Below are 20395 nucleotides of genomic sequence, written 5' to 3' on the forward strand. Positions count from 1 at the left end.
GCCTGCCGATCCCTTGTTCATTCAAGAACAGGTTGGCCTGCGATCGTTCGGACTAGAGGCTACGATGTTATGGTTGCTATGGAGCGCTTTGCTCGCTTTTGACGCAACACATGCTTTTGTGCATGGAGTACCTATCAGAACCGCAAGCGGAACTTTTCCGAGTTAATCCAAAGAGGTACTTCCGCCAGTCTGGACCAGCCAGCCGGACAAGTCCCGCCGCACCAGTGTGCCAAGCTGCTCGACATCGGCTGCATAAAAGTCAACGAGCTGGGATCGCAGCTTTGGGGTGAAAGGCGGATAAGCAATCCTTCCGGCCAGGGCACCCCGTGCTGCTCCGAAGAGCGAACTGTTCCGGAAGGGGCGAACCAGAGGTTTCAACGGCCTCATCATCTTGCGCAGTTGCGGGCCAACCATAGCTTCGCTGCGATCCTTCACCTTCTTGGCCACAGGCAGGGCAATTTCGCTCGCCGGGAGGCCTAAAAACTCCCTAACCCTGCTTAACTGCTCAGCAGGCTTTGCGACCGTTTCCTCGAAAAACAAAACAAGGAGCCGATCCTTCGGATAAAGGTCCAAATACGCCTGCAACTGTGCGCAGTAGAGGCCGCCGGCGAGAAAACGCCCAGGCGAACTCCTCCCCACGTCAAGGTAAGAGTCTATGTCGCGGTCCACCTCGCCGCGGCGGAAGAGCATGCAGTAGTCCGAGTATGCACGTTCGACCGGATTGCGAAGCTGCACGATCAGCCTGACATGAGGGAGCAGTCGGTGAACCCGTTGCGGTGCCGATGGCGTATCCAGGTAGGAGTTCGACTTTTCGCCGATCAACTGTCCAGGACCAGTTTTGTCAAACTGGCGGAAATACCAGTCGTCACCACGGTCGTAGTGGCGACTGAAGTAGTGCAACTCTGGGTCCGGCATGCTGACGGCCGGATCGGCCTGCAGCGACTGCTGCAGCCAGGTCGTGGCGCATTTTGCAGCGCCGATAATTAGGAAGTCGATATCCTCTGCCTGCATTGTCGAACCCTCTTGGATCACTTCTCACCTATCGTACCGCACGCCAACCTGGCCGTTGCCCGGGCGTTGAGCGCTTCCCCGTAGACTTCCATGACCCTTTCGACGTGTTGCTGCGTGCCATAGGAAAAGCAGGCTTTCTTCCGGGCTGCCTGGCTGATGCGTGCCCACAGTGGCGGGTCCGAGAGCAACCGCCACAGCGGCTCCATGAAAGCTTTGGTGTCTTCCGGAGCGACCAGAAATCCTGTCCGCCCATTCTCGATGGCTTCCGGATTGCCGCCATGATTGGTCGCAACCACCGGCGTGCCAAGAAACATCGCTTCGATCAGCGTTCTTCCAAAGGGCTCCCCCATCGCGGGAACGACCAGGACATCCGTTGCCGCCAAGAACGGCTCGATAGGGCTACGAAAACCCATGAAACGCACGGTTTGATCCAGCCCGCGCTCGACGCAAAGCGTGCGAGCGGCCGATTCAAGATCAGGCGAACCTGCCGGCGAGTTGCCGAACACGCAGCCGACGATCGGAATTTGCGGATGCTCGCGTAGGAAACGTTCAATGATGCTGATGAAGAGAAGTGGCCGCTTTCGTTCGATCAGACCGCCAATGAAACTGAGAACCCGTGTGCCTGGTGCGAGGCCTAGCTCTTCCAGAAGCGTGGCCTTGGCTGCGGCCCTGTCAGGAATGACCGATGGATGATCGAAGGGACTATGGATAACGCTGAGGCGCCCATTGAAGGATCTGATCGGATGCTTCGGCCGCGAGAATCGCGACACTGTCACCATTTGATCTGCAATCAATGGCCCAAGAATATTGGCACCCTTTGCATCGGGATCGCCGCGATGATGCCAAACCAGTCGGGCGCCCGCAAGCCGTGCGGCAATTCCCCAGTTGATATGCGTTCTCCCATCATTGGTATGGATGATGTCGAACCTCTGCTCTCTGATAAAACGGCTCAAGTGCGGTAGCGTGCTGGTCAGATAGGTGGCGACACCGCCCAAGGTTGTTCCTTTCGCGGGCAATGTTGTCAAAGGAGGTAGACCTATGAAGGGTTGGCTCTCCCGTTTCAGAAAGGCTGCGAGCGGCCCCATGGTTTCCTGCAGCACCAAAACCGGAACGACCCTTGAGGTGTCGAGATTCTGGACGAGCTTAAGTGCTGAGATGTGACTTCCGCCGACATCGTCACCAACAAATGGAAAGCAAACCCGTATCGGCTCTTGGCCAGTGCCGTCACTCATCGCCCACTACCCGGTTGCGCTTCCAAGATAGCTGCCGCGATCGAGATAGCTGACGATCAGTTCCGCAGCCTCCTCGGCGCTCAAATCTGGAGTGATCGTGACATGAGCAGCCTCGGGACGCTCATAGGGACTGCCAATGCCAGTGAAATTCTGGATCAGTCCGTTTCGGGCGCGTTGATACAGACCCTTCGGGTCACGACCTTCTGCCACCTCCAGCGGCGTATCGATAAAGATTTCGATAAACTGCCCCTCGGCAAAGAGGTCGCGCGCCATCCGGCGTTCCGCCCGGAATGGTGAAATGAAGGAGGCCAGCGCAATCAACCCCGCATCGACCATCAGCCTGGCGGCTTCAGCCACACGACGGATGTTCTCGACGCGATCAGCGTCAGTAAAGCCGAGGTCCCTGTTCAGGCCGTGGCGGACATTATCGCCATCCAGAAGGTATGTGTGCTTGCCGATTGCGTGAAGGCGCTTCTCCACGAGATTTGCGATCGTCGACTTACCGGCACCTGAGAGGCCTGTGAACCACAGCACCGCCGGCTTTTGGCCTTTGGCGATCGCTCGCGCGTTCATGTCCACGTCCAGCGCTTGCCAATGAATGTTGCTTGCCCTGCGCAGACTGAAGTCGATCATTCCGGCACCAACCGTGTGATTGGTCATTCGGTCGATGATGATGAACGCACCGGTTTCATGCACCCGGGAGTAGGGATCGAAAGCAAGAGGCGCCTGTGTCATCAGGTTGATGAAGCCAACCTCATTCTTTTCGAGAGTTTTTGTGGCGAGCTTTGCAAAATTATTGATATCCAGCCTGTGTTTTATGTGGGTGATGCTTGCACCGACGACGCTGGTGGCAAGCTTGATCAGATAGGGACGACCGGGGATCAATGGCTCGTCATGCATCCAGAGCACATGCGCCGCAAACTGATCGGAGACTTCCGGTCGCTCGGCTGCGGCTGCCAGAACATCGCCGCGGGAGACGTCAATCTCGTCTTCGAGCGTTAGCGTGATCGCCTCGCCGGCCCCGGCTTCGGGCAAGTCTCCATCAGCGGTGACAATTCGCTTCACCAAGGTTGTGACGCCTGAGCGCGCCACCGCCACGCGGTCGCCCGGTCTCACCACCCCGGCTGCGATTGTGCCGGCAAATCCGCGAAAGTCGAGATTGGGACGATTGACCCATTGCACCGGCATGCGGAAGGGGGCCGCACGGCGGTCACTCTCCACCTCGATAGACTCCAGATACTCGATGAGTGTCGGGCCTTGATACCAGGGGAGTTTCGCGCTTCTGGAACGGACATTGTCGCCATAACGGGCAGACAAGGGAATGGCCTGTAACGAAACGAAGCCGAGCGGTTCCGCAAAACTTCGATAGGACGCCTCGATCTGATCGAACACCGCTTGCGAATAGCCAGTCAGGTCGATCTTGTTGATCGCGAGAACGACATGTCGGATTCCAAGCAGGGAAACGATGAAGGAATGCCGGCGGGTCTGAGTGAGGATGCCCTGCCGTGCATCGACAAGAATGACCGCGAGGTCGGCGTTGGATGCGCCGGTGGCCATGTTGCGGGTGTATTGCTCATGGCCGGGCGTGTCGGCGACGATGAACTTGCGTTGCTCGGTGGCGAAGAAGCGATAGGCCACATCGATCGTAATGCCTTGTTCGCGCTCACTGGCGAGGCCGTCGACCAGAAGCGCGAAGTCGAGATCGTCGCCAGTCGTGCCGTGTCGCCGTGAATCGGCCGCCAGGGCCGCAAGTTGATCTTCCATCAGCAACTGGGTGTCGTAGAGCAACCTGCCGATCAGTGTCGACTTGCCGTCGTCCACGCTGCCGCAGGTAAGAAACCGCAACAGGCTTTTCCGCTCATGCGCATTAAGGTACTGCGAAGTGGTCTCGCGCTCCAAGGAAGCTTCGAGGTCCGCGGTTTGAGCAAAACCCAGCATCAGAAGTACCCCTCACGCTTTTTCTTTTCCATTGACGCCGCCTCGTCATGATCAATCAGGCGGCCCGATCGCTCGGAAGTCCGAGTGGCAAGCATTTCCTGGAGCACTTCGGGAAGAGTTGCAGCCGTGCTCTCGGTGGCCGCGGTTAGTGGATAGCAACCAAGGGTACGGAAGCGGACCGAACGCATTTCGGGCACTTCACCCGGGCGTAGCGGCAGACGATCGTCATCCACCATGATCCACTGTCCGTCGCGCTCCACCACTGGGCGCTTTGCGGCAAAGTAGAGCGACACAATGGGGATTTGCTCCCTCATGATGTATTGCCAGATATCGGTTTCGGTCCAATTCGAGAGCGGGAAGACGCGAACGGATTCTCCGGGCCTCAGCCGGCCATTATAGAGGTTCCACAACTCCGGACGCTGGTTCTTCGGATCCCAGCCATGGTTCTCGCTGCGAAGCGAAAACACCCGTTCTTTCGCGCGGCTTTTTTCTTCATCTCGCCGCGCCCCGCCAAAAGCGGCATCGAAGCCGAACGAGGACAGTGCCGATTTCAACGCCTCCGTCTTCATGATCTGTGTGTAGATCGATGAGCTGTGCGTAAACGGTGTGATGCCCTCGGCAAGACCAGCTTCGTTGCGGCGCACCAGAAGATTCAAACCAAGCCGCGCAACGGTTTCATCGCGGAAGCGGATCATTTCCTTGAACTTCCAGGTGGTATCGATGTGGAGCAGGGGAAACGGCAGTGGCGATGGATGGAAGGCCTTCATCGCGAGATGCAACATCACCGCCGAGTCCTTGCCCACGGAATACAACATCACAGGGTTACGCAATTCGGCTGCGACTTCTCGAATGATATGGATCGATTCAGCCTCGAGCCGCTGCAGATGAGTAAGGGACGGCGATGAGGGACCGGGGCGTCGCGACGCTATGGGCACGGTGGCTAGAGCTTGGGGTGCAAGGGTCATCTAAATTGCCTTTGAAGGGGAAAGACTTGCCTGATCGAGGCAGTCCACTGGCCGTGTCTGCCTGTCGGGCTGGGTGGTCTTCAACGCTTGTTTCAATGAAAACGCCAAGCCTGCGGTCCACAATATGCCCAGCACGATGTGGGCGATGTTGCCGCCCATTGCGCCGATCCGCGGGATGAGCAGAAGTGCCGTCACGTGGAAGGCGGCTGTCGCAACGACAACAATTCGCAACACCTCGCGTTGTTTGCCCATGGCCAGCAGTGCGGAGCGGGCAGCAGAGCCCGAAAGCACGAACGCGACCGCCACCATCTGCACGATGACGAGGTTGGCCGCGCCGAGAAAATCGGGCCCTGCGGTCCAGATGAGCAGCGGCCGAATGAACGCGGCGACAATCAATATGCAAAGGATGCCAAAGCCGAGCAGCATGGCTTCGGCTTGAAAGATCGCCCGTTTGAATTTTCTAACGCTTCCCTGCGCCCAAAGCCGGGCCACATCAGGATAGAGGACATTCTGCACCTGGGGACCGACCTGCTGGCCGACGCGTCCTATGCGCTTGGCGATTTGATACAAGCCCGCTGAAGCCGGGTCGGCGAGCAATCCGACCAGCAGCGTATCGAGTTCCTGCGCACTCACACGCAATGTAAGCGAAATGTTTGAAGACCAGGCGAAATTCCAGATGCCGGGAAAGCGGCTTGTGATTCCAGCCAGAGGCGCGCGCAGGATATTGCGGACGCCCTGCCTGTGCAGCGCCCGCATAGTCAACGTCAGAAGTGTCAGCGACCCGAGTATCTGCGTTCCTGCCCAAACCAGCGTGAAATAGGCCAGATCAGCCTTGAGCAGCACCCCGAGAAGGCACAGCAATACCCGCAGAACCGCATTGAGCAGCTGCCCGTAGGCGAGGAGGCGGAAGTTGCCGGCCATGCGCTGCACCGCGACCGGAACGCCTGAGATCTGGAACAGCAGGACGCTGGAATACAGAACAAGAAGTTGCACGATCTCCGCGGACCAGCCGAAGAATGGCGCCACGAGAAGTGCTGCACCCATGGCGATGACCCAGGCGCAAACGGCGGCGCCAACATCGATAAGCAGGCCAAATTTCATGAGCATGCGCAGGGCATCGCGGTCCGAGGACGCGTTCAGGCCCGCCGCATATTTGATGATTGGCTGCCACGACTGGAAACTGACAACGCGCTCGACGACCCGCGTGAACGCGATGATCAATGCAAGCTGGCCATAGTTGGCCACGCCAAGGGCTCGCGCCGAAAGCGCAAAGGCTACAAGCCCAAGCAATGACCCGAGGAAATTGCCCGTCACAAGGTGTGCGATGTTGGCCAGGCGCGTGCGGCCGGCGCTCCTGCGTTTGAGGGCCTCCATCGCACGTCTGGTCAGTCCTCTGGTCATCGCAATGGTTGCCAAACTCACACCACTCCCGGTCCTTGCGGAGCAATACAGATCCGTATCCGCGCCAGATCACTGCTGACGTCATCCATCATCGGCGGAAAAGAAGAGCCCGCCACAACCAAGTTTGGCTCTGTTGCAACCTCAATCAGTCAGGATCTGATTGCTGCTACAACTGATGGCCTAGCCCATTAGCGGTAAGGAGTTCACGGCGCGCCGGGCCTGGCCACGCATCTGCCTTCGATCGCGTCTGTCACCCGCGCGGCAGTCTGCCTGCGCGCCGCTTCAAGAACAAAAGAAGTGTTTGCATGATGCGCGCACGATGCTCCCTCGGAGCTTAACTGCGATGGCAGATCTTTAATTGTAACGCGAGAAGTGGGTTCCGCCGCGGCAAAGCAACTCCTTGGCAGCCGGCGTCAACCACTCGGAGCAGGTCCGCTCGATCAGTTCAGCTTGCGCGTCACTGAGATAGTCGGCGAAGCCACCGACCTTGCCACGACGCATGCGACGGCTTTCCGCATCCGCCCGATCATATGAATGCGCCGGCAGGCCCCCCGCCACCTCATGTTCGCGCATCGCTTCAAAACGAGAAGCTTCGATAGCCCCCTCAAGATCTCGCACCGATGGGGCGTGCCCCAGAAATCTCAAAATACGCGAGGACGTACCGACTGGGTCGTCGGTCAGTTCTTCATAGCTCAAAACTTCATGCCGGTGATGCGTCAGGCCTTTCGCCCAGCTGTTCAGATGCATGATAAGGGCCGGCAGGCCTTGATGATAATCGTAGATGAACGCATCCATATCGCCTTCGAAGCGATGCTTGTGGCGTGTCGCGTGGAAGTACGCCGACACGACCACGTCGCGCGGATCGCGAACCATGAAAATGACCGGCCGGTGCAAGAACAGCATTTGTCGGTAGCCAAGGTGCGAAACGAGGATAAGCGGCACCTGAGGGCGCTGTTCCGCGTAACGGAAAGCAGGAATCCCACGTTCGGGATCAAGGTCGAAGTTTGGAAGAACACCGAACATGCGGAAGAGATCGACATTTCCGTCGTGAGCCGTCCGACTGAAGTAATCCGCCAGGATATGCCTGAACCAGGTTCGCCCCGACTTCGGATAGGAAACCAGGAACGCATCTGCCCCGGAGGCGGCCCAGGTCATCTTGATGCGTGTTTCCATTTTGCGCAAAGCGCGATGGGTGGTCAGCATGGGATGGGTGGTCAGCATGGCAAGAGCTCTTCATTGTCGCGCGCCGCCAGGGCAGCATGAATGACTTGGTCCCAGTTTTGCATCACATATTCAGGCGTGAACCTCGCGGCACTCACCCCTGCGGCCGCGCCCAGCCTCTTGCGGAGATTTTCATCGCCGAGCAGTCGCCGCAGGCCTGCCGCGAGCGCATCGACATTCCCGTCTTCGACGAGAAGTCCATCCTTCTCATCTTCGACCATCTCCCGAGGGCCCCACTGACAATCGAAGGATATGACGGGCAGGCTGGCTGCCATGGCCTCCAGCAGCACAATCCCCCAACCTTCGTAGCGGGACGAAAGTACAAAGGCGTCGGCGGTCTCCACCCAGATGCCGGGCTGGCTGGTTATCCCGGGCATTTCAACGCAACCGTGCAGGCCCAGGCGATCCCGCTCGGCTTCCAGCTCGGCACGATCGGGACCCTCGCCCCAGATGACCAACTTCCATTCGGGGAAATCGCGGCGGACACTGGCGAATGCCTTTAGCAGAAGGTCGAAACCTTTCTGCGGGACCAGCCTGCCGACGGCGACAAGTACGTTGCCGCCCCGGCGCGGTTTGCCTTTTGCGGGAAGATCGACCGCGGGAAGATCGACCGGGTTGGGGATAACCCAGCTTCGCCTGCGCATGGCAGGGCTGAAGTAATTCAGCGCTCCGTTGGTCATGGTGACCAATCCGAAGGCGAATGGATAAAGCTTGGCCCGAAGAAACCGCCAGATCGGGCCTACGTCCTGCAGAGCAGGATTGTTGCGCTCCGAAACCACAACGTTGAGGCCGAGCCCTCGACTTGCCGCCAGCGACATCACGTTGGTGCGCGTAAGAAAGCTCAGGGTCACATCCGGAGCCAATATCTTGAGCGTTCGACGCAGAAGAAATATCCGACGCACGCCTGCAACAATTGCCCTTGTTCTGGACCTTTTCACCTGCGGCAATCCCAATCGCACGATCCTGACCGCAGGATCGAAATGGTAGTAGGGCGGGGGCCCCGGTGCCTCGAATGTAACCAGGGTCACCAGCCAGCCTCTTGCGGCCCACTGGTTGGCGAGGACATTGACGACATGTTCGGTGCCACCGGCGCCCAGTCCAGGCAGCACGATCAACACATGCGGCCGGCGCGAGCCAATGCGCGGATGTTCAGCCGTAATGGCATCGCGATCCAGAAGTGCCAAGCCGACGCCATCCATCGACCGTTCCAATCCCACAGCCCCGATCCGTTAACTATCCAGCTTTTTGCCGCTCGGAAGAACTGCACATTTGGGATGCATCGAAGACGATCGATTACCTCTAAAGGTGGACTTGGGCGTAGAATTGAACCGAACAATAGAAAAGGTCCGCGTCTCGCTGTCGCTTGCGGCACTTAAGCTGGAGTTCGAATTTGATGCGCATAGCCTTTGTCGGTGCGGTGGAAGGATCCCGTGTTGCTTTCGACGCCCTCGTCGAAGCGGGTATGACGCCGTCGCTGCTTGTCACCCTTGCGGCCGACGCCTCCACACGCCATTCCGATTTTGTCGATTTATCGGGTCCGGCGCACGCTGCGGGCGTTTCGGTCCATCTGACCAAGAACATCAACGCGCCTGATACAGTCGCCTGGCTCGAACAAGGCCGCCCCGATTTGACGCTGGTGATCGGCTGGTCGCAGATCTGCCGAACTGAATTTCGTTCGGTCGCCCGCCTTGGGTCGGTAGGCTTCCATCCGGCGCCGTTGCCGCGCTTTCGGGGCAGGGCGGTGATCCCTTGGACGATCATCGCGAACGAAAAGGAGACTGGATCGACATTCTTTCGGCTCGATGAAGGTGTCGACAGTGGCCCGGTTATCCTGCAGAAGCTTTTTGCCGTGGCGCAGGACGAGACCGCGCGTTCGCTTTACGAAAAGCACAAGCAGGCCCTGCGGGAAATGACACCCCTCGTTGTGTCAGCGATCGCCCGCGACAACAGCGTGGGCGTTGCGCAGGACGACTCCCTCGCCAGCTACTGCGCCAAGCGCTCGGCGGATGACGGATCGATAGGCTGGACGCAGCCGGCTGAGACCATTCTTCGCTTTGTCCGCGCTGTCGGCGATCCCTATCCAGGCGCCTTCACTGTAGGCGAGGGCAGCAAAATCGTCGTCGACAAGGCACGCATGTTTGCGGAGCGAGGGCGCTACATAGGGCTGACTGGCCAGGTCCAAGCGCATACCGACAGTGGTTTTGCCGTGCTTTGCGGCGACGGAGCAACCATTGAGGTGACATCCTGGCGCGGCGCCAGGCCCAAGATACACGCCAAGCTGGTGTCGGCCTGAGAGGGCTATGCTGGCCCGCTCTGTGCCACGGTCAGGGGCGTTGGCTTGCTTGGAAAGGGATCTGCCGCTTCAGCTATTTGTTTGGCCGCGTTTGAACGAAAGAATGCTCAGGCGGCGATTGTCGGCCGCGATGAGGGTCGTTCTTGCAGATACCAGCGTACGAAGGCAGCCACCCCGTCCTGGATGCTGGTCTTGGGGCGAAAGCCTGTAAGGGTCTCCAGGAGACGAGGATCAGCATAAGTCGCCGGCATGTCGCCTGATTGCATCGGCAAAATCTTCCGGATGGCACGTTTGCCGAGGCAATTCTCGATTGTCTCGATGAAAGACAACAGCTCCACCGGCTGACCGACGCCTATATTGACCACACGCCAGGGCGCCACGGGTGACAGCGTATCAAGGACACCTGGGCCAGACACCGGCCGGCCGGCCCCGGGCACGCATCCGATGAGCCGAACGATGGCTTCAACAAGGTCATCGACATAGGTGAAATCGCGTTTCATCAAGCCTTCGCCATAGACTTCAATTGGACGCTCGTTCTGGATGGCGTCGACGAACTTGAAGAGCGCCATGTCGGGTCGGCCCCATGGGCCATACACGGTGAAGAACCGGAAGGATGTCGTTGGAATCTGGAAAAGATGCGAATACGAGTGTGACATCGCCTCCGCCGCCTTCTTGGTGGCCGCGTAGAACGTTAGTGGCCAATCGGCCTTGTCAGTCTCAACGAACGGGATCGTTTCATTCGCGCCGTAGACCGAACTGGTGGAAGCAAGCAGCAGATGTCTGGGCTTCAGGTCACGGGCAAGTTCAAGGACGTTGAAAGAACCGACCAGGTTGCTGTCGGTGTAGCTTCGCGGATTGTCGATCGAGTACCGCACACCGGCCTGCGCGGCCAGATGGACAATCGCATCGGGCATGGCCGATTCTGCCGCCCGCCGGAGCGCGTCCATGTTTTCCAGCTGTCCGATGTGGAAGCGAAAGGTGTCGTATCGCTGAAGCAAGGCATTTCGGGATTGCTTCAAGGCAACATCGTAGTACGGCGTCATGCCGTCGAAGCCGGTCACGGAGTGACCGTCGTCCAGCAGGCGGCGCGCCAGATGAAATCCGATAAATCCGGCGGTTCCGGTGATGAAATACCTCATTCGGCGGCCGCTGCAAAAACAGATCTCTCCGCTGTCACGCCCTCGCCGACATTCACATACTCAAAACCGTGCTTGCAGACCTCTTCGCGCCTGTAGATGTTACGAAGGTCGACTACTACCTGCTTCGACATGCAGCGTGACAGCCGTTCAAAATCGAGAGCGCGAAACTGGTTCCACTCGGTGACAATCACCAAGGCATCGGCGCCCTTGGCGCATTCGTATACGCCCCTCGCATAGTCGACGCTGGCGCCAAGCATGAGCTTGGCCTGTTCCATGCCTTCAGGGTCATACACTCGAACAGACGCCCCAAAATCGATCAAAGCCTGGATGATCGAGAGGGAAGGCGCGTCACGGACATCATCCGTGTTGGGTTTGAATGTGAGACCCAGTACGGCTATCGTTTTTGCTCGCACATTGCCGCCGCAGGCGAGCACGATCCTGCGGGCCATGGTGCGTTTTCGCTGGTCGTTCACGGCGACCGTCGTTTCGACCAGCCGCAGCGGCGCGCCGCTATCTTGCGCCGTCTTGACGAGAGCCAGTGTATCCTTCGGAAAACAGGATCCCCCATACCCGGGGCCTGCATGCAGGAATTTCGAACCAATGCGGTTGTCGAGCCCGATGCCTCGCGCCACCTCCTGCACGTTCGCACCTACGTTCTCGCAAAGATCCGCAATCTCGTTGATGAATGTAATCTTGAGCGCCAGGAAGGCATTGGCTGCGTACTTTATCAGTTCTGACGTGCGACGTCCGGTAAACATGATCGGCGCTTGGTTGAGATAGAGTGGCCGGTAGACTTCCGCCATCACTTCGCGGCTGCGTTCGTCCGACGGTAGACCGATAACGATCCTGTCGGGACGTTTGAAGTCGTCGATGGCTGCCCCTTCGCGAAGGAATTCCGGGTTCGACACAACTGCTACATCTGCCGCCGGGTTGCAGCTGCGAATAATCCGTTCGACTTCATCTCCGGTCCCCACTGGCACCGTGGATTTGACAGAGACCACCGTGAAACCGCGAACCGCAGCCGCGATTTCCCGCGCCGCCTCGTAAATATAAGAAAGGTCTGCATGACCGTCGCCTCGCCTCGAAGGCGTCCCGACAGCAATGAACACCACATCCGCGTCTGCGACTGCTGGCCCAAGCTCGGTGCTAAAGGCGAGCTGCCCCGTCGCAGAATTCTTGCAGACAAGGTCTTCGAGACCTGGCTCATAAATCGGCATTCTCCCAGCTTGAAGATCGACGATTTTTGCCTCTGTCTTGTCGATGCAGACGACTTTGTGACCAAAGTCAGCCAAGCATGCCCCAGACACGAGACCGACGTAACCTGACCCAACAACCGCAATGCGCATGATCTCGCCACTCTGATGATGATTTTGTTCGATTAAGCCAGCGGCGATCAAGAAATTGGAGCGCGAAATCGGACATGGCATTACCTCTTCCGAGACCCGCCGCGTTCTGAACACCTCAGCCGGCGCCATTTGACTACTCTAAATGTTGATAGCCTCCCCACGGGATTAGACCTGAGCGATACCTCCTCGCCAAAACGACGGCGAAGGATCGGTTGCCTTCGGCACCCGTTGGCAAACGCTATTGGAACGGATTCACTGCCGTCCGTTTCCGTCCAGTGCCTTTACGAGCGTGCATTGAGACGAGCGGAACTTCGCGGTTGATGCGGCGGCGAACGCTTGGTCTATGGCTGCTTTCCGGCTCAAGCCATTGTGCAGGAACATCTGACCTTTCCTTCGAAACAGACCTCGCTGCTCGCAAAAGACGGCAGCTGACCACCCTGGGCCGCTCCGATCGACGGAATTGGACACGTACGAACAATCGTCGGGCCGAGACGATTTCTTCTGGCATCCAGCCAAAGCCTTTTTTGCTGCGTCTACCCCAGAACTATGTCCCCAAACCGCAATCCAGGTCCCGTCTATTGATCCGGAGATGGCTTCCCAAGCGTGTTTGCCAGGATCAAACCGCATCAACTGATCGAACTCCTTCTTCGTCAATTCTCCGGTCTGCGGCCGCTTCGTTTGTCGTTGCCAGGCTCTTAAAGCGTCCAATGTCCGCTGACCAATCCTGCCATCCGGAATGCGTGTCAGGAAATTACTCTCGAATAGCCTTGACTGGGCTTGATAGACTTCTGTTTGACTCAACTGGGACTGCGCAACGGAGTGTTCCGACATCATCATTAGGGCCAAGCACAGCGCGCCGACCCCAGCACGGTGACTTTCCATCGCTCTCTCCGCTCTGGCTGTAGCTACCCTCATTTCCGGTGGCCGCAATGGAGACCTGCCGTCAGGTGCGGCTCAGGCATCGAAATCAAAGCGCGTAATTGGGCGCCCGGTTTGTCTTCGGACCACGACCTGCAGCGGTGGCTGGTTTTGCGAAGAGGAAAGCTCCATCCTGGGAGAACAGATCCGCAGGCATCATTTGGAATTCGCGCTGCGAATGCGGTACGTCCAATTCCCTGTCGACGATACGCCAGAGGTTGTCGAAGAACGACCCGTCGGCAAGCCGTACACTTCCCCCCTTTAGCGGCTTCGTGGAACAGAAAACTGTTGCGGGATTGGCCCACATGTCGGCAATCGCCACGTCGTAGTAACCAGGATAGGCGGCGTTGGGCTTGATGATGGCAAAGGGCGTGTTCTTTTCAGGCCAGCCTATCCGTCCCACAGTCAGGCATTCGCCTGGCTCGGGCAATCTTGCCTTCACCAGATAGGCCAGTGCCGCATCGATGCCACCGATTTGCGAAACGACGTGTGCCGTCAATCCCGCGCGGGCCAGGTGCATCAATTCTTGGGCCTGTCGCTCATAGATATCAGCCAATGTCAGGAAAGCCTGCCATTGCTGGTTTGGGCAGTCATTCTTGGCCTGGCAGAGAAGCCGCCCCGCCTCCAAAGCGGCTTCGATCCTCCTTTTATCCGCTTCTGCGAACGCTTCGCGCGCAGGACGGATGTGTTCGGCCAGTTTCATCAGCTCTCTTGAAATGGTCTCCATATCTTCTACTCCCCGATCGATATCCGGCCAGCATCTTATTGTTACGCCGGTTTGGCCCCACGCAGAACTCCCCCAAGGGTATTGCACGAGATGCTATTGAGACTCATCACACCTATTCTGTTGGGGATGGCTCTACTTTCGGCTGCATCTGCCTGTTGGCTTTCATGCTGACATTCGACAGCGGAGCGCTGCATATCGAGCATGGTGAGGTCCACGGCAGGACGTTTCTTGAGACATCGCACCTGCATATGCAGGCACTTGTTCCAGCGGCGGAGTATGAGCTGATTGAAAAATGAGGCGACCTCATCATTTCGGGGAGGGTGCTTACCCGACCTGATCCAAAGTCCGCCCTCTAAGTGGTAGCTGCACGACCGCAGAATTCCCGAGTGGCGACGAAGGATGAAATTCCACTGAGCGAATAGACGTAGTGGGAGGGATCGTTCAACCAACTTGCGCACTCAGACCTCTTCGCGCCATAGCGGAGGCAAGCTTGGTTGAGTGGGAGGGACTCCCCTGAACTCCATGACCGCAACATTCGCGACCACAGCACCCGCGCAGGCTGGGTGGCGGTTCAGACAGCCGAGTGTCATTCCGGGTTTCGGATTGACGCTCGGCTTCTCGCTTGCCTACCTCACCCTCATCATCCTCATCCCGCTGTCGGGGCTGATCTGGCGCTCGGCCGCCTTGGGCTGGCCCGAGTTCTGGGCGATAGCAACCGACCGTCGCACCATCAACGCGCTTGAAATCAGCTTCGGCACCGCCTTCATCGCGGCTGGCGTCAACGTCGTCTTCGGCACGCTCGTCGCCTGGGTGCTGGTGCGCTACCGCTTTCCCGGCCGCCGCATCGTCGATGCCATGGTCGACCTGCCCTTCGCGCTGCCGACGGCGGTGGCCGGCATTGCGCTGACCACGCTCTATGCGCCGAACGGCTGGATCGGCAAATTGCTGATGCCGCTTGGCATCAAGGTCGCCTATACGCCGCTCGGCATCGTCATCGCGCTGATCTTCATCGGCCTGCCCTTTGTCGTGCGCACCGTGCAGCCGATCATGGAGGAGATCGACAAGGAGGTGGAGGAAGCCGCCGCCACGCTTGGCGCCAGCCGCTTCCAGATCATCACCCGCATCCTGTTTCCGGGCCTGGCGCCGGCCATCACTACCGGCTTTTCGCTGGCCTTCGCGCGCGGCGTCGGCGAATACGGCTCAGTCATCTTCATCGCCGGCAATTTGCCCTACAAATCCGAGATCGCGCCGCTTCTGATCGTCATCCGGCTGGAGGAGTACAATTATCCGGCAGCGACCGCGATCGCGGCGATCATGCTGTTTTTGTCGTTCCTGATGCTTTTGATCGTCAATCTCGCACAGTCATGGAGCCGCAAGCGCTATGGCTGATCCCGAGATCAAATCCTACGCACCGCATCACGAGAGCCGCTCGGCGGCGGTGACCGAGAGCCGGCCGGCGCAAGCCGTCCTGATGGCCATCGTCTTCGCCTTCCTTGGCGTCTTCCTGCTCTTGCCGCTGATCATCGTCTTCCACGAAGCGCTGGCCAAAGGCGTTGGTGCCTATACGCAATCGCTCAGTGACGCCGACACGCGCTCGGCAATCCGGCTGACGCTGCTGGTGGCGGCGATCTCGGTGCCGCTCAACATTGTCTTCGGCATCTCCGCCGCCTGGGCGATCGCCAAGTTCGAGTTCAAGGGCAAGGCCTTCCTGACCACGCTGATCGACCTGCCTTTCTCGGTCTCGCCGGTCATATCGGGCCTGGTCTATGTGCTTTTGTTCGGCGCCCAGGGGCTGCTCGGCGGCTGGCTGAAAGCGCATGGCATCGTCATCCTGTTTGCCGTGCCGGGCATCGTCCTGGCCACCGTCTTCGTCACCTTCCCCTTCGTTGCCCGCGAGTTGATCCCGCTGATGCAGGAACAGGGCAATGGCGACGAGGAGGCAGCACTCTCGCTTGGCGCCAATGGCTGGCAGACCTTCTGGTTCGTGACCTTGCCCAACGTCAAATGGGGGCTGCTCTACGGCGTGCTGCTGTGCAATGCGCGCGCCATGGGCGAGTTCGGCGCGGTCTCGGTGGTGTCGGGCCACATACGCGGCCTGACCAACACCATGCCGCTGCATGTCGAGATCCTCTACAACGAGTACAACGCCGTCGGCGCCTTCGCCGTCGCCTCATTGCTTGCCGGCCTCGCGCTCGTCACGCTGGTCTTGAAAACACTTCTCGAGATGCGCTACGGCGCCGAGATCGCCGCATCGCGCGGGCATTAATGCATGTCGCCCAAAAGTGGGACCCGGTTTTGGGACAACGACATGCATCGAATGAAAAGGTTCTGTCGATGGAAGTTCGCGTTGCCAACGTGCGCAAGGAATTTGACCGGTTTCCGGCCCTCCACGACGTGTCGCTCGACATCAAGTCGGGCGAGCTGATCGCGTTGCTGGGGCCGTCCGGCTCCGGCAAGACGACGCTGCTCAGGCTGATCGCCGGACTGGAGCGGCCGACGCGGGGAAACATCTTCTTCGGCGACGAGGACGCCTCGCACAAGTCGATCCAGGATCGCAATGTCGGCTTTGTCTTCCAGCACTATGCGCTGTTCCGGCACATGACGGTGGCCGACAATATCGGCTTCGGCCTGAAGGTTAGGCACGGGCCGTCACGCCCGCCGGCGCAGGAGATCCGCCGCCGCGCCTCCGAGCTTCTCGACCTTGTCCAGCTTTCGGGGCTGGAGAAGCGCTATCCGGCGCAGCTTTCCGGCGGCCAGCGGCAGCGCGTGGCGCTGGCGCGCGCCATGGCCATCGAACCCAAGGTGCTGCTGCTCGACGAGCCGTTCGGCGCGCTTGACGCGCAGGTGCGCCGGGAATTGCGCCGCTGGCTGCGCGAAATCCATGACACCACCGGCCACACCACCGTCTTCGTCACCCACGACCAGGAAGAGGCGCTGGAGCTTGCCGACCGCGTCGTGGTGATGAGCCAGGGCCGCATCGAGCAGGTCGGCACTGCCGACGATATCTACGACACGCCGAACTCGCCCTTCGTCTACGGCTTCATCGGTGAATCGAGCTCGCTTCCCGTCAAGGTCGAGAATGGTGAGATCTGGCTCGCCGACCGTCCGATCGGGCTTGCCGCGCCCCACGAACCGTCGGGCGATGCGACGCTCTACTTCCGCCCGCACGATGTCGAACTGCCGGACGGCTGCAGCGGCTGCATTGCCGGCACGGTGACCGCCAGCCGCCGCGTCGCCGGCACGCGCCGGGTCGAACTCGAGATCGGTGGTGAGCGCCAGCGCGTCGAAATCGAACTGCCGGTCGATCACCCGGCGGCGCAGAAAAGCCGGGTCGCATTCCGCCCGCGGCGCTGGACGCTTTTCCCAGCGTCGTCGATTGCGATCCAGAATCGCACGTTTGCGCTTGCGAACTGCAAGAAACGCGTTTCGGAAAGGCCTGAGCGGCTAAAGCCCACTACACGCGCCGCCTGAATTGAGCCTATCATTGCGTCGGCCTCAAGTTCGACGCTTCTTCGTATCTGGAGCCGGGGCCAGCATCGTGAAAGCACGCCCAATCTCGTGATCGCCTTCCGCCACGATAGTTGCCGAGATCAGTACGTGTTCTTTCTGCAGCAAGACTGAATGGGTCATTGTCCCAGCGGCCATCATTGTCGTCGAATAGCCCATGATGGACCAGCCTGAGGCAAGAAGGCGACTAAGCTTGTCGTCCGGTTGCTGTTCTCCAGCCATACGGTTTCTCCCGCGAGACCGAGAAGTTTGGAGGTGTGCAGACGCTGGCACTCCCTCGTTCTCGGTCCGGGGCCAATCCCACGTTACAATCGGGTCACCATTATGTTGATAAAACCGACCGCAAGGGCATCGGGGATGGAGAAGCCATCGGGAAGCTTCTCCTGTTCCCCTATTGAGGCTTGTAGATCTGGTCGAATATACCACCATCGCCGAAATGATAAGGCTGTGCCTTCTTCCAGCCGCCAAAAAGCGGATCGTCGATGGAGATCAGCTTGATATCAGGTGTCTTGGGCAGATCTGCCGGAGCCACGAGTTCGGGCTTGGCCGGACGATAGTGATTCTTGGCGATGATCGTCTGCGCTTCCTTGGAATAGAGCCAGCCCAGATAGGCTTCGGCGACCTTGCGCGTGCCCTTGGCGTCGACATTGGCGTCGACGATCGCCACCGGCGGCTCGGCCAGGATCGATGTCGGCGGGTAGACGATTTCGAAATTGTCGGCGCCGAATTCGTCGAGCGCCAGATAGGCATCGTTTTCCCAGCCGATCAGCACATCGCCGATGCCCTTTTGCGCGAAGGTCACGGTCGAGCCGCGCGCGCCGGTGTCGAGCACCGGGGCATTGGCGTAGAGCTTGCCGACGAATTCCTTGTTCTTGGCCTCGTCGCCGCCGTCATGGGCGTTGGCGTAGGCCCAGGCGGCGAGATAATTCCAGCGCGCGCCGCCGGAGGTCTTGGGGTTGGGCGTGATCACCTGGATGCCGTCCTTGACGAGGTCGCTCCAGTCGTGGATGCCCTTGGGATTGCCCTTGCGCACGAGGAAGATGATGGTCGATGTGTAGGGCGCTGAATTGTTTTCGAATTTCTTGCGCCAGTCGGGATTGATCTTGTTCGACTTCGAGACGATGGCATTGATGTCGCCTTCCAGTGCCAGCGTCACCACATCGGCATCGAGGCCATCGATCACGGCGCGGGCCTGGGCGCCCGATCCGCCATGCGACTGCTGGACGGTGACCGTCTCGCCGGTCTCGGCCTTCCAATGAGCGACGAAAGCTTCGTCATAGGCTTTGTAGAGCTCGCGTGTCGGATCGTAGGACACGTTGAGGATGGTGGTATCGGCAAACGCGAAACCGAGCGTGCCTGATAGAACAGATGTGGCGACCAGTGCGCCGAGCAGTTTCCTGAAATGAGGTTTGGTCATTTCTGCCTCCGTTGATAACGGACTTAATTCTATCAAATATATAGAAAAGAAATGCATTCATCCGAAAGGGCAGACGTGCCGCGTCAGATAATCCAAAAGGAGAATCTTGCCTGAGACCTGCCAAAAGTGATGCCGCACGCGATGTGGGGGTGTCCGCTGGCGTGTGATGGAAGCAGCCCGGTGCACAAGGTCTGACGAACTCCACCGCCATGAAGGCCATGCGCCGGCCGCGGACTTTTTTGTGGGAAGAACTTCCTCATTACAATCGTTTTTGGAGGGTTGAGCAACGGGGCTGGAAAGATGTCTCAGAATGACGCGGACCTGTGCGCCCGGGCGCGCGCACGGGGCATCACGATCTATCAGCGTTCAAAGACAGTATGGATTGCGGCAGGAGCCTATCGGGGGCGAGATTTTGAAGTGAAAGGACGTTCTCCAGGAATGGCGCTCGCATTCTGGAGGGAAGCCGCCCGGTATAGAGGGTCGGGCATATAGACCGATCCGGGCTCTGAAGCGCGTCGCACGGCAATGGATCCCGTCGATAGGCCTCAAGTCATCTTGTGCGCGTCGTTATCCGCCGCGCATTGGTCGATATGCATCGGTTGGGCCGAAGTTGTACCGAAGCTCAAGAACTGATCCGCACCCACTTCCCGTTGGCGGATTGCGACTGTCGGGCAAAGTAGCGATATGAAGTGCGTGACCAATCCCTGATGACACTGCCACGGTTGTCCAGGATCAAGTCTCCCTTGTCGGTTCGCACCGTAAGCACCGTGTGACCCTCGCCGCCGAGTGAAGCGACCGTCAGAAGCAGGGCGGAAGCAGGCCACCCGCGCTTTAAGAGCTCGCTCTTTTTCAGGATCGCAATGTCCTCGCAATCACCCTGTTTGGTCGGTAGACGCCAATCATCGGCACTGCCTGTCGTGACGAGGTCGCTACGCTCCTCGATCCGGCGATTGACGGACGTGTTCACGGCGTCGAGTTCGGCCTTGCGTGCTGGTGTCAGCGTCACCAGCTTGACCTGCCCGTTGGTGCTGCAGAGGCTTGGGTGGCTCGAACAGAAGACCCGGGCGGCCGGCGGTGGGAATGCATACCCCTTTGTGACCATCGCAGGGCTGGTTTTGGTTGTCTGCATGGTTTCACTGCAACCAGTTACCGCCACAGCTACGGCAACAAGCGTAGCGAAACGCATCACCTACCATCTCCTTTCGTTGTCAAGTCGCCAACAAGCCTCGCAGAAATTGGTAAATCAATCCTTAAAAAGGTATTTTCCGCCAATATACATA

General features: G+C 59.0%; 19 protein-coding genes. 5 read left to right on the top strand and 14 right to left on the bottom strand.

Annotated elements, in window-relative coordinates:
* Nucleotides 1-162: 162 nt before the first annotated feature.
* The 7 genes from EJ076_RS12655 to EJ076_RS12685 all read right to left on the bottom strand — a co-directional run bounded on the left by EJ076_RS12655 (nucleotide 163) and on the right by EJ076_RS12685 (nucleotide 8967).
* Nucleotides 163-1011, bottom strand: coding sequence for a sulfotransferase (locus tag EJ076_RS12655; RefSeq protein WP_126068064.1), 849 nt, complete (start codon nucleotides 1009-1011; stop codon nucleotides 163-165).
* A gap of 17 nt (nucleotides 1012-1028) precedes the next feature.
* Nucleotides 1029-2243 carry a glycosyltransferase family 4 protein gene (locus tag EJ076_RS12660; protein ID WP_126068065.1) on the bottom strand — a complete coding sequence of 405 codons (1215 nt, stop codon included), beginning with the start codon at nucleotides 2241-2243 and terminating at the stop codon, nucleotides 1029-1031.
* 6 nt (nucleotides 2244-2249) lie between these two features.
* A complete protein-coding gene (gene cysN, locus EJ076_RS12665; protein WP_126068066.1) occupies nucleotides 2250-4181 on the bottom strand; it encodes a sulfate adenylyltransferase subunit CysN in 1932 nt (643 codons plus the stop codon).
* Nucleotides 4181-5146, bottom strand: coding sequence for a sulfate adenylyltransferase subunit CysD (gene cysD / locus EJ076_RS12670; RefSeq protein WP_245463034.1), 966 nt, complete (start codon nucleotides 5144-5146; stop codon nucleotides 4181-4183). The genes cysN and cysD overlap by 1 nt, the downstream gene beginning before the upstream one ends.
* Nucleotides 5147-6568: a lipopolysaccharide biosynthesis protein gene (locus EJ076_RS12675; protein WP_126068067.1), complete on the bottom strand. Its 1422-nt coding sequence runs from the start codon at nucleotides 6566-6568 to the stop codon at nucleotides 5147-5149. It abuts the gene before it with no gap.
* A 333-nt stretch (nucleotides 6569-6901) separates the two neighbouring features.
* Complete coding sequence (locus EJ076_RS12680; RefSeq protein ID WP_245463035.1) at nucleotides 6902-7768, bottom strand: sulfotransferase domain-containing protein; 867 nt, start codon at nucleotides 7766-7768, stop codon at nucleotides 6902-6904.
* Nucleotides 7762-8967: a glycosyltransferase family 4 protein gene (locus tag EJ076_RS12685; protein WP_126068068.1), complete on the bottom strand. Its 1206-nt coding sequence runs from the start codon at nucleotides 8965-8967 to the stop codon at nucleotides 7762-7764. Before EJ076_RS12685 ends, EJ076_RS12680 begins: the two co-directional genes overlap by 7 nt.
* A gap of 194 nt (nucleotides 8968-9161) precedes the next feature.
* On the opposite strand from EJ076_RS12685, the gene EJ076_RS12690 reads away from it, so the two are divergent.
* Complete coding sequence (locus EJ076_RS12690) at nucleotides 9162-10061, top strand: formyltransferase family protein (RefSeq protein ID WP_126068069.1); 900 nt, start codon at nucleotides 9162-9164, stop codon at nucleotides 10059-10061.
* 107 nt (nucleotides 10062-10168) lie between these two features.
* Here EJ076_RS12690 and EJ076_RS12695 read toward each other — a convergent pair whose 3' ends face one another.
* From EJ076_RS12695 to EJ076_RS12710, 4 genes are all read right to left on the bottom strand, one after another.
* A complete protein-coding gene (locus tag EJ076_RS12695) occupies nucleotides 10169-11200 on the bottom strand; it encodes an NAD-dependent epimerase/dehydratase family protein (protein WP_126068070.1) in 1032 nt (343 codons plus the stop codon).
* Nucleotides 11197-12546 (bottom strand): UDP-glucose/GDP-mannose dehydrogenase family protein, encoded by a 1350-nt coding sequence (locus EJ076_RS12700; RefSeq protein WP_126071039.1) that lies wholly within the window; start codon nucleotides 12544-12546, stop codon nucleotides 11197-11199. The genes EJ076_RS12695 and EJ076_RS12700 overlap by 4 nt, the downstream gene beginning before the upstream one ends.
* A 252-nt stretch (nucleotides 12547-12798) precedes the next feature.
* A complete protein-coding gene (locus tag EJ076_RS12705; protein ID WP_164548621.1) occupies nucleotides 12799-13428 on the bottom strand; it encodes a peptidoglycan-binding domain-containing protein in 630 nt (209 codons plus the stop codon).
* A gap of 85 nt (nucleotides 13429-13513) precedes the next feature.
* Nucleotides 13514-14191: a hypothetical protein gene (locus EJ076_RS12710; protein ID WP_109672220.1), complete on the bottom strand. Its 678-nt coding sequence runs from the start codon at nucleotides 14189-14191 to the stop codon at nucleotides 13514-13516.
* Nucleotides 14192-14355: 164 nt separating this feature from the next.
* On the opposite strand from EJ076_RS12710, the gene EJ076_RS36025 reads away from it, so the two are divergent.
* The 4 genes from EJ076_RS36025 (at nucleotide 14356) to EJ076_RS12725 (ending at nucleotide 17662) form a co-directional block, all read left to right on the top strand.
* The gene (locus tag EJ076_RS36025; protein WP_281038507.1) at nucleotides 14356-14487 is read left to right on the top strand and encodes a hypothetical protein; all 132 of its coding nucleotides are present in this window, start codon (nucleotides 14356-14358) and stop codon (nucleotides 14485-14487) included.
* Nucleotides 14488-14713: 226 nt separating this feature from the next.
* Nucleotides 14714-15580: a sulfate ABC transporter permease subunit CysT gene (cysT, locus tag EJ076_RS12715; RefSeq protein WP_126068072.1), complete on the top strand. Its 867-nt coding sequence runs from the start codon at nucleotides 14714-14716 to the stop codon at nucleotides 15578-15580.
* A complete protein-coding gene (gene cysW / locus EJ076_RS12720) occupies nucleotides 15573-16457 on the top strand; it encodes a sulfate ABC transporter permease subunit CysW (protein WP_109672947.1) in 885 nt (294 codons plus the stop codon). The genes cysT and cysW overlap by 8 nt, the downstream gene beginning before the upstream one ends.
* A gap of 68 nt (nucleotides 16458-16525) precedes the next feature.
* Nucleotides 16526-17662: a sulfate/molybdate ABC transporter ATP-binding protein gene (locus tag EJ076_RS12725; RefSeq protein ID WP_126068073.1), complete on the top strand. Its 1137-nt coding sequence runs from the start codon at nucleotides 16526-16528 to the stop codon at nucleotides 17660-17662.
* 24 nt (nucleotides 17663-17686) lie between these two features.
* Here the strand turns inward: EJ076_RS12725 and EJ076_RS12730 are convergent, their stop codons facing one another.
* The 3 genes from EJ076_RS12730 to EJ076_RS12740 all read right to left on the bottom strand — a co-directional run bounded on the left by EJ076_RS12730 (nucleotide 17687) and on the right by EJ076_RS12740 (nucleotide 20244).
* Nucleotides 17687-17920: a hypothetical protein gene (locus tag EJ076_RS12730; protein ID WP_126068074.1), complete on the bottom strand. Its 234-nt coding sequence runs from the start codon at nucleotides 17918-17920 to the stop codon at nucleotides 17687-17689.
* Between the two features lie 169 nt (nucleotides 17921-18089).
* A complete protein-coding gene (locus EJ076_RS12735) occupies nucleotides 18090-19115 on the bottom strand; it encodes a sulfate ABC transporter substrate-binding protein (RefSeq protein WP_126068075.1) in 1026 nt (341 codons plus the stop codon).
* A gap of 622 nt (nucleotides 19116-19737) precedes the next feature.
* The gene (locus tag EJ076_RS12740) at nucleotides 19738-20244 is read right to left on the bottom strand and encodes a transglutaminase-like cysteine peptidase (RefSeq protein ID WP_245463085.1); all 507 of its coding nucleotides are present in this window, start codon (nucleotides 20242-20244) and stop codon (nucleotides 19738-19740) included.
* Nucleotides 20245-20395 lie beyond the last annotated feature (151 nt).

The sequence above is a fragment of the Mesorhizobium sp. M7D.F.Ca.US.005.01.1.1 genome (assembly GCF_003952545.1).
GTDB lineage: Bacteria > Pseudomonadota > Alphaproteobacteria > Rhizobiales > Rhizobiaceae > Mesorhizobium > Mesorhizobium loti.

Coding starts and splice junctions, on each gene's coding strand:
- EJ076_RS12655 (WP_126068064.1), bottom strand. CDS start 1,011: ATGCAGGCAGAGGATATCGACTTCCTAATTATCGGCGCTGCAAAATGC.
- EJ076_RS12660 (WP_126068065.1), bottom strand. CDS start 2,243: ATGAGTGACGGCACTGGCCAAGAGCCGATACGGGTTTGCTTTCCATTT.
- cysN (WP_126068066.1), bottom strand. CDS start 4,181: ATGCTGGGTTTTGCTCAAACCGCGGACCTCGAAGCTTCCTTGGAGCGC.
- cysD (WP_245463034.1), bottom strand. CDS start 5,146: ATGACCCTTGCACCCCAAGCTCTAGCCACCGTGCCCATAGCGTCGCGA.
- EJ076_RS12680 (WP_245463035.1), bottom strand. CDS start 7,768: ATGCTGACCACCCATCCCATGCTGACCACCCATCGCGCTTTGCGCAAA.
- EJ076_RS12685 (WP_126068068.1), bottom strand. CDS start 8,967: ATGGATGGCGTCGGCTTGGCACTTCTGGATCGCGATGCCATTACGGCT.
- EJ076_RS12690 (WP_126068069.1), top strand. CDS start 9,162: ATGCGCATAGCCTTTGTCGGTGCGGTGGAAGGATCCCGTGTTGCTTTC.
- EJ076_RS12695 (WP_126068070.1), bottom strand. CDS start 11,200: ATGAGGTATTTCATCACCGGAACCGCCGGATTTATCGGATTTCATCTG.
- EJ076_RS12700 (WP_126071039.1), bottom strand. CDS start 12,546: ATGCGCATTGCGGTTGTTGGGTCAGGTTACGTCGGTCTCGTGTCTGGG.
- EJ076_RS12705 (WP_164548621.1), bottom strand. CDS start 13,428: ATGGAAAGTCACCGTGCTGGGGTCGGCGCGCTGTGCTTGGCCCTAATG.
- EJ076_RS12710 (WP_109672220.1), bottom strand. CDS start 14,191: ATGGAGACCATTTCAAGAGAGCTGATGAAACTGGCCGAACACATCCGT.
- EJ076_RS36025 (WP_281038507.1), top strand. CDS start 14,356: ATGCTGACATTCGACAGCGGAGCGCTGCATATCGAGCATGGTGAGGTC.
- cysT (WP_126068072.1), top strand. CDS start 14,714: ATGACCGCAACATTCGCGACCACAGCACCCGCGCAGGCTGGGTGGCGG.
- cysW (WP_109672947.1), top strand. CDS start 15,573: ATGGCTGATCCCGAGATCAAATCCTACGCACCGCATCACGAGAGCCGC.
- EJ076_RS12725 (WP_126068073.1), top strand. CDS start 16,526: ATGGAAGTTCGCGTTGCCAACGTGCGCAAGGAATTTGACCGGTTTCCG.
- EJ076_RS12730 (WP_126068074.1), bottom strand. CDS start 17,920: ATGGCTGGAGAACAGCAACCGGACGACAAGCTTAGTCGCCTTCTTGCC.
- EJ076_RS12735 (WP_126068075.1), bottom strand. CDS start 19,115: ATGACCAAACCTCATTTCAGGAAACTGCTCGGCGCACTGGTCGCCACA.
- EJ076_RS12740 (WP_245463085.1), bottom strand. CDS start 20,244: ATGCAGACAACCAAAACCAGCCCTGCGATGGTCACAAAGGGGTATGCA.